General features: G+C 71.0%; 14 protein-coding genes. 9 read left to right on the top strand and 5 right to left on the bottom strand.

Annotated elements, in window-relative coordinates; genetic code table 11:
• Positions 1–6: 6 nt before the first annotated feature.
• The 6 genes from rhaS to AOK17_RS34595 all read left to right on the top strand — a co-directional run bounded on the left by rhaS (position 7) and on the right by AOK17_RS34595 (position 6,315).
• Entirely contained in the window at positions 7–1,092 is a 1,086-nt protein-coding gene (gene rhaS / locus AOK17_RS34620) for a rhamnose ABC transporter substrate-binding protein (protein ID WP_055616549.1), read from the top strand.
• Between the two features lie 28 nt (positions 1,093–1,120).
• Positions 1,121–1,441 (top strand): L-rhamnose mutarotase, encoded by a 321-nt coding sequence (locus tag AOK17_RS34615; protein ID WP_055616548.1) that lies wholly within the window; start codon positions 1,121–1,123, stop codon positions 1,439–1,441.
• A 97-nt stretch (positions 1,442–1,538) separates the two neighbouring features.
• Positions 1,539–2,960 carry a BNR repeat-containing protein gene (locus tag AOK17_RS34610; protein WP_055616547.1) on the top strand — a complete coding sequence of 474 codons (1,422 nt, stop codon included), beginning with the start codon at positions 1,539–1,541 and terminating at the stop codon, positions 2,958–2,960.
• A 78-nt stretch (positions 2,961–3,038) separates the two neighbouring features.
• Positions 3,039–4,064, top strand: coding sequence for a LacI family DNA-binding transcriptional regulator (locus AOK17_RS34605; protein WP_055616546.1), 1,026 nt, complete (start codon positions 3,039–3,041; stop codon positions 4,062–4,064).
• A gap of 138 nt (positions 4,065–4,202) precedes the next feature.
• On the top strand, positions 4,203–5,504 hold the full coding sequence (locus AOK17_RS34600) for an alpha/beta fold hydrolase (RefSeq protein WP_055616545.1): 1,302 nt from the start codon (positions 4,203–4,205) through the stop codon (positions 5,502–5,504).
• A 76-nt stretch (positions 5,505–5,580) separates the two neighbouring features.
• Positions 5,581–6,315: a PIG-L deacetylase family protein gene (locus tag AOK17_RS34595; RefSeq protein ID WP_055616544.1), complete on the top strand. Its 735-nt coding sequence runs from the start codon at positions 5,581–5,583 to the stop codon at positions 6,313–6,315.
• A 29-nt stretch (positions 6,316–6,344) separates the two neighbouring features.
• Here the strand turns inward: AOK17_RS34595 and AOK17_RS34590 are convergent, their stop codons facing one another.
• Positions 6,345–6,542, bottom strand: coding sequence for a DUF5999 family protein (locus AOK17_RS34590; RefSeq protein WP_055616543.1), 198 nt, complete (start codon positions 6,540–6,542; stop codon positions 6,345–6,347).
• A gap of 216 nt (positions 6,543–6,758) precedes the next feature.
• Here AOK17_RS34590 and AOK17_RS34585 point away from each other — a divergent pair, with 216 nt between their 5' ends.
• Positions 6,759–7,598, top strand: coding sequence for a pentapeptide repeat-containing protein (locus tag AOK17_RS34585; protein WP_055616542.1), 840 nt, complete (start codon positions 6,759–6,761; stop codon positions 7,596–7,598).
• Here the strand turns inward: AOK17_RS34585 and AOK17_RS34580 are convergent.
• Positions 7,566–9,089 (bottom strand): cytochrome P450, encoded by a 1,524-nt coding sequence (locus AOK17_RS34580; RefSeq protein ID WP_055616541.1) that lies wholly within the window; start codon positions 9,087–9,089, stop codon positions 7,566–7,568. The two genes, AOK17_RS34585 and AOK17_RS34580, sit on opposite strands and share 33 nt — an antisense overlap.
• 108 nt (positions 9,090–9,197) lie before the next feature.
• Here AOK17_RS34580 and AOK17_RS34575 point away from each other — a divergent pair, with 108 nt between their 5' ends.
• Complete coding sequence (locus AOK17_RS34575; RefSeq protein ID WP_055616540.1) at positions 9,198–9,806, top strand: TetR/AcrR family transcriptional regulator; 609 nt, start codon at positions 9,198–9,200, stop codon at positions 9,804–9,806.
• A gap of 97 nt (positions 9,807–9,903) precedes the next feature.
• Positions 9,904–10,629 carry a DUF2470 domain-containing protein gene (locus AOK17_RS34570; protein ID WP_055616539.1) on the top strand — a complete coding sequence of 242 codons (726 nt, stop codon included), beginning with the start codon at positions 9,904–9,906 and terminating at the stop codon, positions 10,627–10,629.
• Between the two features lie 33 nt (positions 10,630–10,662).
• On the opposite strand, the gene AOK17_RS34565 is transcribed toward AOK17_RS34570, so the two are convergent.
• The 3 genes from AOK17_RS34565 to AOK17_RS34555 all read right to left on the bottom strand — a co-directional run.
• Positions 10,663–11,733, bottom strand: coding sequence for a hypothetical protein (locus AOK17_RS34565; RefSeq protein ID WP_055616538.1), 1,071 nt, complete (start codon positions 11,731–11,733; stop codon positions 10,663–10,665).
• 88 nt (positions 11,734–11,821) lie between these two features.
• The gene (locus AOK17_RS34560; RefSeq protein ID WP_055616537.1) at positions 11,822–13,069 is read right to left on the bottom strand and encodes an FUSC family protein; all 1,248 of its coding nucleotides are present in this window, start codon (positions 13,067–13,069) and stop codon (positions 11,822–11,824) included.
• Positions 13,070–13,221: 152 nt separating this feature from the next.
• Positions 13,222–13,544: FBP domain-containing protein (locus AOK17_RS34555; RefSeq protein WP_169801972.1), on the bottom strand; the 323-nt coding region annotated here is incomplete at its 5' end.

Genomic DNA, 13,544 nt, shown 5'->3' with positions numbered 1-13,544 from the left:
GCCACCATGTCTTCCACCAAGCTCCGTCGGGCCTGTGCGGCCCTGGCCGCCGTCACCTCCCTCGCCCTGGCAGGGACCGCCTGCGGTGGCGGTACCTCCAAGGACGACGTCAAGGACGAGGGCGGTTCGAACGCCACCGCCGGCAAGGCCGACCCGAACGCGGCCACCAAGAAGGGGCTGACCGTCGGCTTCCTGCCCAAGGCGGTCAACAACCCGTACTTCACCTCCGCCGACAAGGGCGGCGAGAAGGCCCTCACCGAGCTGGGGTCGAAGTACAAGGAGGTCGGCACCAGCAGCGCCACGGACACCTCGGGTCAGGTGAGCTACGTCAACACGCTCACCCAGCAGCAGGTCGACGCGATGGCCGTCTCCGCGCAGGACCCGGGCGCCCTGTGCACCGCGCTCAAGCAGGCCATGAAGAACGGCATCAAGGTCGTCACGTACGACTCCGACACCAAGGCCGACTGCCGCAACGCCTTCGTCTCGCAGGCCAGCGCCGAGGCCCTCGGCCGTACCGAGGTCCAGCTCCTCGCCGAGCAGATCGGCTACAAGGGCGAGATCGCGATCCTGTCCGCCGCGCAGACCGCGACGAACCAGAACACCTGGATCGACTTCATGAAGGACGAGCTCAAGGACCCCAAGTACAAGGACATGAAGCTGGTCAAGGTCGCGTACGGCAACGACGACGCCCAGCAGTCCTTCCAGCAGACCCAGGGCCTGCTCCAGGAGAACCCGAAGCTGGCCGGGATCATCTCCCCGACCACCGTCGGCATCAAGGCCGCTGCCCAGTACCTGTCCGGCTCGAAGTACAAGGGCAAGGTCAAGCTCACCGGCCTCGGCACCCCGAACGACATGCGCAAGTACGTGAAGAACGGCACCGTCGAGGCCTTCGAGCTGTGGGACCCGGCGAAGCTCGGCGAGCTGGCCGCGCGTACCGCCGTCGCGCTGTCGTCCGGTCAGATCACCGGCAAGGAGGGCGAGACCTTCAAGGCCGGTGCCATGGGCACCTTCACCATCGGCAAGGACGGCGTGATCGACCTCGGCAAGCCGACCGTGTTCGACAAGAAGAACATCGACCAGTTCGACTTCTGATCCCCCCTCACCCCGGGAGTTGCCCTTCATGCAGCGCGTCTGTTTCCTGCTCAAGGTCCGCGAGGGCCGGCTCGACGAGTACCGCGAGCAGCATGCCGCCGTGTGGCCCGAGATGCTCGAAGCGCTCTCGGCCACCGGCTGGCACAACTACTCGCTCTTCCTTCGCGAGGACGGCCTGCTGGTCGGCTACTTGGAGACCGAGGACTTCGCAGCCGCGCAGGCAGGCATGGAGGCCGCCGAGGTCAACGCCCGTTGGCAGGCCGAGATGGCGCCGTTCTTCGAATCGCTGGACGGCGCCAGGCCCGACGAGGCCATGAAACCCCTCACCGAGGTGTTCCACCTCGCCTGATGCACCGTGCTCTTCCCCGCTCTTCCCGCTCTCCCCGTTCCCCCTGCTCTTCCCCTCGCTCGTCCTCCTCGTCCCCGCACGTTCAAGGAGCCCCGACATGAAGAGACGCACCCTGCTGGCGACCGCCCTGCTCAGCAGCGTGGTGGCCCCCGGCATAGCCGGCACCGCCCGGGCTGCCGACCCCGGTCCCTCGGTCACCCAGACCGGCAACACCACGCTCGACGGCCAGGCCATCTTCTTCGTGTCCTACGACGGCCTCGTCAACAACAACTCGTTCCAGAAGAACGGCCTGCTGACCTACAAGGGCTACCAGTACGCCGTCTGGTACACCGCCGACCGCAACGCCGTCGTCGGCCGCCGTGTCCTCGGCGGGAGCACCTGGTCCACCGTCAAGGTCGGCCACACCCTGCGGTACAACGACTCCCACAACGTCATCTCGATGGGCGTCTCCAAGGTCGACGGCCGCCTCCACCTCAACATGGACTCCCACAGCGACGGCTTCACCTACGTGAAGTCGGTGGCCGGGCTGATGGACAACCCCGCCGGGCTGAGCTGGACCGCGAGCCGCTTCGGGGCGCCGCAGTCCACCCTCGACGGGCTCGCGCTCACCTCGCAGTTCACGTACCCGCAGTTCATCTCCACGCCCGACGGAAAGCTCCAGCTGAGCTACCGGGTCGCGGTCTCCGGCAACGGCCGCAACGCCCTCGCCGAGTACGACGGAACGTCCTGGACCGGCCTCGGCGAGTGGACCAGCTCCACCGGCACCTACACCAGCGAGCACGGGACCAGCACCGTCCGGAACATGTACCTGCACGGCATCGACTACGACAGGAACGGCCGGCTGCACTCCTTCTTCACCTGGCGCGAGCAGAACGGCGCCGTGATGTGCAACGGCGGCGGCATCACCAACCACGACACCGGCTACGTCTACTCGGACGACCGGGGCCGCACGTGGCGCAACAACGCGGGCACGGTGGTCGGCACCACCGGCGGCTCCGACAAGGTCGCCGTCACCGACAGCGGGCTGGTGATCGACGCGATCAACCCGGACCACTCCCTGATGAACCAGGAGAGCCAGTTCACCGACTCGGCGGGCCGTCCGCACGCGATCATCAGCTACGTACCGGGCCGCTTCGGCCAGTGCACCACCAACTACGTCGCCGACCGGACGGCCAACGGCCGTGCCTTCCACGTCCGCAAGACGTCCACCGGCACCTGGCGCAAGACCGAGATCCCGGTCCCTCTGAACTCCAGCCAGCGCACCAAACTGGTCCTGGACAAGTACGACAACGCGTACGCGATCCTGCCCTTCGGACGGATCGCCGCCGCGTCGGCCGCCTCCGGGCACACCGACTGGACGACACTGTTCGACGGCAGCGGCCTCAACGCCTTCGGTGAGGTCGTGGTCGACGAGACCCGGATCGCCCAGGACGGCGTGCTGTCGGTCCTCTACCAGGTGAAGTCCACCGGTACGACACCCTCGGCGCTCCATGTCGTGGACTTCAAGCTGCCCGCATGACGGAGTCCGTTCCACGTGGGCACGCGGGTAATGTGACTGCGTGCCCACCACTCCCCGTTCCCCGGAGGTAACCGCCTGATGGCCCAGTCGGTGGGTATCAAGGACGTCGCACGAGTCGCCGGAGTCTCCGTCGGCACGGTCTCGAACGTCATCAACCGCCCGGACACGGTCGCCTCCGAGACCCGCGCCCGCGTGCTCTCCGCCATCGACCGGCTCGGCTACGTCCGCAGCGAGTCGGCCCGCCAGCTGCGCGCCGGACGCAGCCGGATCATGGGCCTGCTCGTCCTCGACATGGGCAACCCCTTCTTCGTGGACGTGGCACGCGGCGCCGAGCGGGCCGCCCGCGAGGCCGGGCTCGGCGTGATGGTCTGCAACAGCGCGCAGAGCGCCGGCGAGGAGGCCGACTACCTCTCCCTCTTCGCCGAGCAGCGCGTCCGGGGCGTCCTGCTGACCCCCGCCGACGCGACCGGGCGCAACATAGAGGCGTTCCGCCGCCACGGCATCCCCTTCGTGCTCGTCGACCGCGTCGCCGAGGGCACCACCGAGTGCTCGGTGTCGGTCGACGACGTCGCGGGCGGCGCCCTGGCCGTACGGCACCTGATCGACGCGGGCCACCGCTCCATCGCGTACGTGAGCGGGCCGCCCGGACTGAACCAGGTCCGGGACCGCCGCACCGGCTCCCTGAACGCGCTGGCCGAGGCGGGGCTCGGCCCGGAACACCTGCGCGAGCTGCCCACCGAGCGGCTCGACGTGGCCGCGGGCCGCGACGCGGGCGCCCGCCTCCTCGGCCTCGGCGACCGCCCGACCGCGGTGTTCTGCGCCAACGACCTGCTCGCGCTCGGCGTACTGCAGGCCATGTTCGCGGCCGGGGTGAGCGTCCCGGACGACCTCGCGATCGTCGGCTACGACGACATCGAGTTCGCGGCGGCGGCGGCCGTCCCGCTGACCTCCGTACGGCAGCCCGCCGTGACGATGGGCGCGCTCGCGGCCTCGCTCCTCCTGGAGGAGACCGAGGCCGAGACGGCACCCACTCCGCACGAGCACCAGCGCGTGGTGCTCCAGCCGGAGCTGGTGGTGCGGCGCTCCAGCCTCCCGCCGCGCTGAGCGGTCGTTCAGTACGTAGGCGGTTCCCGGCCTGATCGGCCGGTCAGTACGATTTTCTTGATCCCCGGGCTCGGCTCGCCGGAGAACTTGTGCTGAACTGGTTCGCGGTCAGGAATCCGTCCGTCTCGGGAGCCCCCTTTGAGTGCCAGTTACCGTCAGCCCGGTGTCGTCCTCAGCGACCGCCGCTTCACCGTGCCCCTCGATCACGACAACCCCTCCGGGGAGACGATCGAGCTGTACGCCCGTGAAGTGGTCGGCAGCGACAAGGCGGACCAGGACCTGCCCTGGCTGGTGTATCTCCAGGGTGGCCCCGGTTTCGGGGCGAATCGTTTCGTCGGCAAGCAGGCCTGGCTCGGCCGCGCCCTGGAGGACTACCGCGTCCTGCTGCTCGACCAGCGCGGCACCGGCAGCTCCACGCCCGCCAACCGGCAGACCCTCCCGCTGCGCGGCGGCCCCCGCGAACAGGCCGACCATCTCGCGCTGTTCCGCGCCGACTCCATCGTTCGCGACTGCGAGGCGATCCGCCCCGCAGTCACCGGCGGCGCCCCCTGGGCCGTCCTCGGCCAGAGCTTCGGCGGCTTCTGCACGGTCCACTACCTCTCCACCGCGCCCGAGGGTCTCAGCACCGCCCTGATCACCGGCGGCCTGCCCACCCTCGACGGCCACGCCGACGACGTCTACCGGGCCGCCTACCCGCGCATCGAGCGCAAGGTCGCCGCCCATTACGCGCGTTACCCCCAGGACGTCGAGCGTGCCCGGCGCATCGCCGAGCACCTCCTGCGGCACGAGCCCGTCCTGAACGGCGGCTACCGCCTCACCGTCGAGGCCTTCCAGTCCCTCGGCATCCTCCTCGGCGGCGGCGAGGGCAGCCACCGCCTGCACTACCTCCTGGAGAACGCCTTCGTCCGTACCGCCCAGGGCCCGGCCCTCTCCGACGCCTTCCAGGAGGACGTCCAGTCCCTCCTCTCGTACGCCGGGCACCCGCTGTACGCACTGGTCCACGAGGCCTGCTACGCCCAGGGCGACCGCCCCACCGCCTGGTCCGCCGAGCGGGTCCGCGCCGACTTCCCGCAGTTCGACGCCGCCAAGACCCTCGCGGGCGACGGCCCGGTCCTCTTCACCGGCGAGTCCGTCCACCCCTGGACCTTCGACTGCGACCCGGCCCTGCGCCCCCTCCGCGAAGCGGCCGACCTCCTCGCGGAACGCACCGACTGGCCCGCGCTGTACGACCCCGACCGCCTCGCCGCCAACGAGGTCCCCGTCGCCGCGGCCGTCTACCACGACGACATGTACGTCGACACCGACCACGCCCTGACCACGGCCCGCACGATCCGCGGCCTGCGCACGTACGTGACGAACGAGTTCGAGCACGACGGCGTACGGGCGGGCGGCCCACGGGTCCTGGACCGCCTGCTGGCGCTCACACGCGACGAGGCCTGACGACAGGGGCGCGCCCAGCCGCACGCGGCCCGCGGAATTCGGATGACAAGGCCGACGAAACGCCTATTCTGCGACCATGACCGTCTCGACGAACGACCAACTCAAGCCCATGCCCGAGGACTGGAAGCGGGCCCTGGCGGTGGTGGCCCACCCGGACGATCTGGAGTACGGCTGCTCCGCGGCGATCGCGGCGTGGACGGACGGCGGTCGCGAGATCACCTACGTCCTGGCAACGCGGGGCGAGGCGGGGATCGACACCCTGGAGCCGGAGAAATGCGGCCCGCTGCGCGAGCAGGAGCAGCGGGCCAGCGCCGCCGTCGTGGGCGTCACGGAGGTGGAGTTCCTCGACCACAGGGACGGCGTCGTCGAATACGGCACCGCCCTCAGGCGGGACATCGCCGCGGCGATCCGCAGGCACCGCCCCGAGCTGGTGATCACCCTCAACCACCGCGACACCTGGGGCGGGGTCGCCTGGAACACGCCCGACCATGTCGCCGTGGGCCGGGCCACCCTGGACGCGGCCGGGGACGCCGGCAACCGCTGGATCTTCCCGGAGCTGGGCCTGGAGCCCTGGAACGGAGTGCGCTGGGTCGCCGTGGCGGGCTCCAACGCCCCCACACACGCCGTGGACGCGACCCCGGGCATGGAGCGCGCGGTGCACTCCCTGCTCGAACACCGCACCTACATCGAGGTGTTGACGAACGAGGACCCCGAGACGTACGTACGTTCCTTCCTCACCGGCTACGCGGAGTCCACCGGCGAACGCTTCGGCGGGAAGCCCGCGGTCGCCTTCGAACTCTTCAGCCGCTGAGCGAGGACGACCGACTCGCGAAGACGCCCTCAGGCGGCCACCGGCTCGCGCATCGTGCGCAGCGGGCCCACGATGCGTCCGTCCGGCAGGAGTTCGCCGGTGTCGTCGAAGACGATGGTGCCGTTGCACAGCAGGTTCCAGCCCTGTTCCGGGTGGGCGGACACGATGACCGCGGCGTGGTGGTCGGGGCTGTCGGCGGTGGGGCACGTGGGCCAGTGGGTGCACATGACGTCTCTCCGGGGTCTGTGAAGGGGCTCTTTCCTCCGTGATAGCGGAGTTTGTTTTCAGCTGTATTAGAGACGCCTCCGGCGCCGAGAACTCATCGGTGAGTTCGTTGCCCGTAAGGGAGTTGGACGGCCGGGAGGGAGTTGGACGGCCGGGGGGCGAACGGCCTTCCGGACTCCGGTGATCGACACGAGCGCGCGCTGCGTAGGGTGGGGGACATGCAAGACGAAACCGGCACCGCAGCACCCGTCCCCACCGAGCTGAAGGCGGACTGCGCCCAGTGCTTCGGGCTGTGCTGTGTGGCGTTGCCCTTCACGGCCTCGGCGGACTTCGCGATCGACAAGGCCGCCGGAAGCCCTTGCCGGAACCTCCGGACGGACAACCGCTGCGGCATCCACACGGAGCTGCGGCAGCGCGGCTTCAACGGCTGCACGGTCTACGACTGCTTCGGCGCGGGCCAGAAGGTCGCGCAGGTCACTTTCGGCGGCGTGGACTGGCGCTCGGGCTCCGGGGAGCGGGCCCGCCTCATGTTCGACGTGTTCCCGGTCGTACGTCAGCTCCACGAGCTTCTCCGGTACCTCACCGAGGCGTTGGAACTGCCCGCCGCCGGTCCGATCCACTCCGAACTGCGCCGCGAGCTCGACAGGGCCGAGGCGCTCACCCGTGAGGCCCCGGAAGAGCTCGCCGGGCTGGACGTGTCGTCGGTCCGCCAGGACGTCAACGTCCTGCTGCTGCGCGCCAGTGAGCTGGCGCGTGCCGGCCTCGGCCGGGGCAGGAAGAAGGAGCGCCGGGGCGCCGACCTCATGGGCGCCCGGCTCAAGGGCGCCGATCTGAGGGGCGCCAACCTCCGCGGCGCCTACCTCATCGCCGCCGATCTGACGGGCGCCGATCTGCGGAGCGCGGACCTGATCGGCGCCGACCTGCGCGACACCGATCTCACGGACGCCGACCTGACTGGCGCGCTCTTCCTCACCCAGCCGCAGGTCAACGCGGCGAAGGGCAGCTCCGGCACCAGGCTCCCGGCGTCAGTCACCCGCCCCGGTCACTGGACACCGTGAGGCCGAGGACGGCTCGGACACCGCCGGGGTCTCCGGACGCGCGGGAGCCGCGGGGGAGCGGCGGTCGAGGCGCAGGGTCAGCCCCTCCGGCATCAGCGTGAGCCGCTCGGCGACCCGCAGCCGGTACGCCGGATCCGGCCGCAGCTCGTAGCGGCGCAGCAGCAGCCCCAGCACCAGCGTCGCCTCGTGCAGCGCGAACTGCCTTCCGATGCACGCCCGCGCACCGGTGCCGAACGGCTTGAAGGTGTGCGCGGGCCGGGCCCGTACGGCACTCGGCTCGAAGCGGTCGGGATCGAACCCCTCCGCGTCCGCGCCCCACACCTCGGGGTCGCGGTGCAGCAGGGGGATCAGGACCAGGGCCCACGCGCCCCGGCGCATCGGATGGACACCGCCGAGGACCGTGTCCTCCTTGGCCTCGCGGGCGTACGCCGGCGCCGTCGGCCACAGGCGCAGCGACTCGTCGAGCACACGGCGTACGTACCGGAGCCTGGCGACCTGCTCGTAGGCGGGCCGGGGTGTGTCGCCCCAGACGCGGTCGACCTCCGCGCGGGCGCGGGCGGCTATGTCGGGGTGCCGCGCGAGGTAGTGCAGGGCGAAGGAGAGCGCGCCGGACGTCGTCTCGTGGCCCGCGATCAGGAAGGTGATGACCTGGCGGCGGATGTTCTCGGGAGTGAGGCGCTCGCCCGTCTCCGGATGGGCCGTGTCCAGCATCCGGTCCAGCAGGTCGCCTTCTCCGGCGGGCCCGTTGATGCGGGCCTCGACCACGTCGTCGACCGTGCGGTTGAGGTACGCCACGTCGGCGTCGTTGCGGCGGGTGGCGGAGCGCATCAGCACCGGGGCCAGCGGCACGGGCACGACGTTGAGCCGCTGCGCGTACATCAGGGCGCCGACCATGGCCGTGACGAAGGGGTGCGGCCGGGGGCGCTCGAACGAACCGAAGTCGTGGCCGAAGCCGGTGCGGGCGATCGTCTCCAGCGTCAGCTTGGTCATGTCGCCGGGCACGTCGACGGCCCGGCCCGCCGCCTGATCGCCGTCCCAGCGGTCCGTCAGCCGGCCCGCCACCTCCAGCATCATCGCGTGGTAGCTCTCCATCGCGTCGCGGCTGAAGCCGGGCGCCAGCACGTCGTGCGCCAACTGCCAGTTGGGCTCGTGGTTGTACGCGGTGAACAGGCCGTCCCCGGCGACCGGCCGGAGGTTGGCGACCCCCAGCCCCACGTGCTTGGCGAACCGCGACTCGTCCGCCATCTCGCCCGAGAGCTTCGCGCCCCACACGAAGACGATCTCCTTGCCGAACCCCTTGCGCCGGAAGATCGGCCCTAGCTGCCGTCCGACGCGCAGCGAATCCTGCAACGGGGTGCGGAGGTTGACGCCGACGACGTCGCCGACCAACGGCACGCGGTGCGGCGGACGCGGGATGCGGCGCAGCTCGGGCCAGCCCAGCTCGGCACTGCGGAACCCCTTCGGCAGCGTGCTCCTCGTCGTCCCCACCATCACGCCATCTCCCTTGTGCCAACCGCCGGTTGGGCTTGTTGTACGCGGATTCAACAGCGACTGTCAGTGTGATCCCGCTGTTGAACCGACGTCAAGTAAGGTGCGGACATGGTCGCCAACGAGGGGGAGCGCACACGCCGTCGGCTCAGCACCGAGGAGCGCCGTGAGCAGTTGCTCTCGGTCGGCGCGCGGCTGTTCTCCGAGAGCCCGTACGAGGACGTGTGGATCGAGCAGGTCGCCGAACTCGCGGGCGTCTCACGCGGGTTGCTGTACCACTACTTCCCGACCAAGCGGGACTTCTTCGCGGCCGTGGTGGAGCGCGAGAGCAAGCGGATGCTGCGGGTCACCGCCGCCGTGCCCGGTGTGCCGGTGCGTGAGCAGATCGACGCGGGACTCGACACCTTCCTGGAGTACGTCCAGGCGCACGCGCACGGCTTCCGCGCCTTCCACCGCGCCGAGGCTGCGGGGGACCAGGCCGTGCGCAGGGTGTACCGCGAGACGCTCGCCGCGCAGCAGCGGCAGATCCTGGAGGCGCTCGCGGCGGACCCGGAGACCGCCTGGACGGAGGAGGACCTGCCGACGCTGCGGATCGCCGTGCGGGGCTGGCTGGCCTTCATGGCGGCGGCCTGTCTGGAGTGGCTCAAGGAGCCCGGTCTGTCCCGGGATCAGGTGCGCGACCTGTGCGCACGGGCGCTGTTGGGTGCCATCACTCCGTGAATTCCCCGTCACCAAGGTGTGACGACCGGTGCCACGTGGTTGGCGTACACCCCGATCTTCGATAGGTTAGGCAAGGCTTACCTAAGGGAGGTTTGGGATGGGTGACCGTCACAGCTGGACGGCCGCGCCGGCCACGGCACAGCGTGCCCGCTCGGTGCTCGCCGCGGCATGGTCCTGCGCGGTGACCGCGGAGGGCGGTCGGGAGGAGTTCATCGGCGTGCACACCGTCGCCGAGGACGGCCGGGTGCTGCTGCATCTGCCGGACGACAGTACGCTCGCGGCGTCCACGATCTGCGCGCCGCGCGGAGAGCCGTCCGCCGTTCTCGAGTTCGCCGACGTGGCGCCCGTCCCCGTACGGCACCGCATCCGCGCCAGGCTCTGGATGGCCGGCTGGTTCGCGCCCGAGGAAGGGCACTTGGCGTTCCACACCACGCGCGTCGTGCTCCGCGAGCCCGGCGGGGCGGTAGTCGTCGACCTCGACGAGTTCGCCATCGCCGAACCCGACCCGCTGGCCCTCGCGGAGGCGCAGCTGCTGACGCACCTCGCCGACGCCCACCCGGACGCGGTCGAGCGGCTGACCCGCCTCGTCGAACCGGACAGCCTGCACGGCGCCGTGCGCGTACAGCCGCTCGCCGTCGACCGGCACGGACTGACGCTGCGCATCGAGCGTGCGCGCGGCCACGGCGACGTACGGCTGCCCTTCCACCGGCCCGCCGACAACGTCGGACAGCTCACCGAGCGCATGCACATCCTGCTCACACAGGCGAGCAGCGCGAGCTGCCCGCGTGCGCTCCAGCGGCAGCGCACGGAGGGCGACGGATGAGGTGAACACTCCGGCCGCGGGCCGGAGTCCGGTTCACCACTCGCCGTCCACGACGGGCTTGCCCGGCGCGTCTCCCAGCGGCTTGACCTGCTGGGGCGACGGCGGTTGCCACGGCGTGTGGTCGTCGCCGAGCCAGTCGCCGACCGGCTTCACGTCGCCGAGCGCGTCCGTGGGATCGAGGTCCGCGGCGTCCTGGTCGTAGTAGTCGAACCAGGGCAGTCCGGCCCGGGTGTAGGCCGCGCGGTCGACGGGCGACGGCGGGGGCGCCTCGCCCGTGATGCGGCGCCACTCGGGCGGCGTCACGAGGTGGACGAAGACACGGCCGGCCGCTGTGGTGGCCCAGTCCGACAGCGGACGGTCGTCCTTGTAGACCTCCTGGCGCATCGAACCGCCGACGCCGAGACCCATCGCCGCCGCGGCGCGCGGCGCACTGCCCGCCGCAGCCGGAGCCGGAGCGGGAGCGCCCCACTGGGGTGCGGAACCGGGCGCCATGGGCATCGCCGCGCCGTAGCCGGCCGCCTCGGCGCTCCTGCGGCGCTGCTCCGCCGCCTCCGCCAGCCGGCGCTGCTCCTCACGCCAGGCGTGCAGCGCGGTGTCGTTCAGCGGGAACGACTGCAGCTGTACGCCGCCCCACACCTCCTCGCCGGTGACCTGGCCCTCGACCGTGGCACCGAGACCCAGCGGCACCGCCACGAACTGACGGACCGTGCCCTTCCCGGAGTTGATACCGTCGAGCCACGGCTGCCGGGGCAGGACCACGTAGTTCTGCGGCTTCCGCGCCGGCCGGGGACTCCACGGCTTGCCGGAGACCGCGCACACCTTCCCGACGCCCACCTGGAGAGCGGCCGGTTCCGACGTACCGGCGAAGCTCAGCCACATCGCCTCGCGCAGATACACCGGCAGCATCACCCCGCCGCGCGCCAGCCACTCGGCGGGCACGGTCTCCGGGTAGTCCTCCACGCGCCGCAGCGGGAACTCGCCGAGCCCCGGGGGCAGGGGATGCGTACCCGTCTCGGGCAGGCGCAGGGTGCGGATGAACCGGACCTGCACACCGCCCGCCAGCCGCAGTGAGTTCCCGTCGATCCGCACGGTGCCGTCGGCCATCCGTAACTCCCTTTGTCGTCATGTGGACATGTCGTTCTGTGGTCGCCGTACGCGTCCATTGTCGGGAGGTCGTGCGGCGATCGGCACGTCACGTAGTACGACGTGAGGGGGCGGTACGGTTCCGCCGTGCGGAGCGCAGCCGTCGGCGGAGGCGGTCCAGGCGGGGCATGCGCTCGCGCTGTTCCTGCGTGCAGCGGTCCAGTTCCTCCAGGAGCCGGCGCGATCGGTGCTCCATGTCGAGTTCGTCGAGTATCCGGGTGACCTCGGTGAGGACGGCCCCGTGCAACTGCCACTGCCGGGCGTCCCGCTGGACCTCCTCCAGGAGGAGCTGGCCCAGCTTGTCGCGGGTGGCGGTCGCGGCGACGAGCTCGGAGGCGAGCCGGGACTCCGCCGACTCGGCGCTGCGACTGACATCCGTGGTGACCAGGACGGCGAAGCTGACCACGGCGTCACCGACCTCCGCCAGCAACTGCTCCAGGGTCGCCCCGATCTCCGCCTCGAACAACGGCTCGGGTGCCCGCTCCTTGGCGAGGTCCGTGAGGGTGCGCGCGAGGACCCGCAGCACCACCGTGCAGATCTCCAGCGTGTCGAGGCCGGTGCGCAGCACGACCCGGTGCAGCAGGCCCTCCCGTACACGCGGATTGAGCCGCAGGCTGTCCTCGGCCTGCTTGAGGGCCGCGTCCACCTCGACGATGTCGTGGTCGAGCTCCCGCGCCTCGTGGAGCCGCGCCGCCGCGACCGCCACCGGAGTGCGGCCGGCGGCCTCCTCGCCGACACGCAGCAGCAACTGCCGCATCCGGCGCGCCAGATCCTCGATGGACTCGCCCGCCGCGCCGACCCACACCGGGGGAGCGAACAGCAGATTGCAGCCGAACCCCACCAGGGCGCCGATCAGCGTCTCCAGGATCCGGGCCCAGGCCGTGTCGCCGACCCGGGTGACGCCGAGGACCAGCATGGCGCTGATCGCCACCTCGGGCACGAACTCGCTCACCCGCACCAGGTGCCCGACGGCCAGCGAGGCGAGGATGAGCAGCCCCAGACTCCACCAGGTCAGCCCCACGAGCGCGCTGAAGACGATGGCGACGAGGACGCCCGCCACCACGGAGTTGACGCGGCGTATGCCCGTCGTGAGGGTGGCGTAGAGCGTGACCTGGACGACGAGGAGCGCGGTCAGGGGAGCGGTGAGAGGGGCGGCCTCGGGGCTGAACCGCAGCGCCACCACGTACGCGATCGTCGCGGCTGCCGCGGAGCGGACCGTCTGGACGATCACCGGCTCCTGGCGCCACTTCGCGATCCTGGCCCTGCCCGCGGCCCACGCCTCACGTACATCTCGCATCCTTGGGCACTTCCCGTTCCACAGCCGCACCGAACTCGTCCAGACGGCGCAGCTCACCCGGGACGAAGGCGAGGAGGCACAGGCCGAGCGGCCAGTCTGACACGGCCGGGAACGCGTTGACCACGGCCGTTGCGGCCAGGCGGCGCGGTCCGTCAGGCGTACAACCTGTCCAGGAAGGCCGACAGATGGCCGGTCGCGCGGGCGATCTGCTGCTCCAGGGTGAGGCTCTCCTCGATGCGGGACCCGGAGTCGAGCTGCTTCTTGCCGCGCAGGTAGAGGGAGCAGGCGAGATCGGCGCACATGTAGATGCCGACCGAGTTGCCCTCGCGGCCGGCCGTGCCCGCCTTGCGGGCCGTCATCAGGGAGACGCCGTTGCCCGGGTGGGTCGTCAGGCAGACCGAGCACATGCTGCGGTGCAGGAAGCCGCGTTGCCCGGAGGGGAAGCGCAGGGTCACACCGGTGGGCCGGCCGGCCC

It is taken from the genome of Streptomyces phaeochromogenes, assembly GCF_001418655.1.
GTDB lineage: Bacteria > Actinomycetota > Actinomycetes > Streptomycetales > Streptomycetaceae > Streptomyces > Streptomyces phaeochromogenes.
This window is presented reverse-complemented; position numbering and strand designations above follow the sequence as displayed.

What these genes read in the sequence shown, in the direction of transcription:
- AOK17_RS34565 (WP_055616538.1), bottom strand. Translation starts at nt 11,733, where the DNA reads ATGGCCGACGGCACCGTGCGGATCGACGGGAACTCACTGCGGCTGGCG.
- AOK17_RS34590 (WP_055616543.1), bottom strand. Translation starts at nt 6,542, where the DNA reads ATGTGCACCCACTGGCCCACGTGCCCCACCGCCGACAGCCCCGACCAC.
- AOK17_RS34580 (WP_055616541.1), bottom strand. Translation starts at nt 9,089, where the DNA reads ATGGTGGGGACGACGAGGAGCACGCTGCCGAAGGGGTTCCGCAGTGCC.
- AOK17_RS34595 (WP_055616544.1), top strand. Translation starts at nt 5,581, where the DNA reads ATGACCGTCTCGACGAACGACCAACTCAAGCCCATGCCCGAGGACTGG.
- AOK17_RS34605 (WP_055616546.1), top strand. Translation starts at nt 3,039, where the DNA reads ATGGCCCAGTCGGTGGGTATCAAGGACGTCGCACGAGTCGCCGGAGTC.
- rhaS (WP_055616549.1), top strand. Translation starts at nt 7, where the DNA reads ATGTCTTCCACCAAGCTCCGTCGGGCCTGTGCGGCCCTGGCCGCCGTC.
- AOK17_RS34585 (WP_055616542.1), top strand. Translation starts at nt 6,759, where the DNA reads ATGCAAGACGAAACCGGCACCGCAGCACCCGTCCCCACCGAGCTGAAG.
- AOK17_RS34560 (WP_055616537.1), bottom strand. Translation starts at nt 13,069, where the DNA reads ATGCGAGATGTACGTGAGGCGTGGGCCGCGGGCAGGGCCAGGATCGCG.
- AOK17_RS34610 (WP_055616547.1), top strand. Translation starts at nt 1,539, where the DNA reads ATGAAGAGACGCACCCTGCTGGCGACCGCCCTGCTCAGCAGCGTGGTG.
- AOK17_RS34575 (WP_055616540.1), top strand. Translation starts at nt 9,198, where the DNA reads ATGGTCGCCAACGAGGGGGAGCGCACACGCCGTCGGCTCAGCACCGAG.
- AOK17_RS34615 (WP_055616548.1), top strand. Translation starts at nt 1,121, where the DNA reads ATGCAGCGCGTCTGTTTCCTGCTCAAGGTCCGCGAGGGCCGGCTCGAC.
- AOK17_RS34570 (WP_055616539.1), top strand. Translation starts at nt 9,904, where the DNA reads ATGGGTGACCGTCACAGCTGGACGGCCGCGCCGGCCACGGCACAGCGT.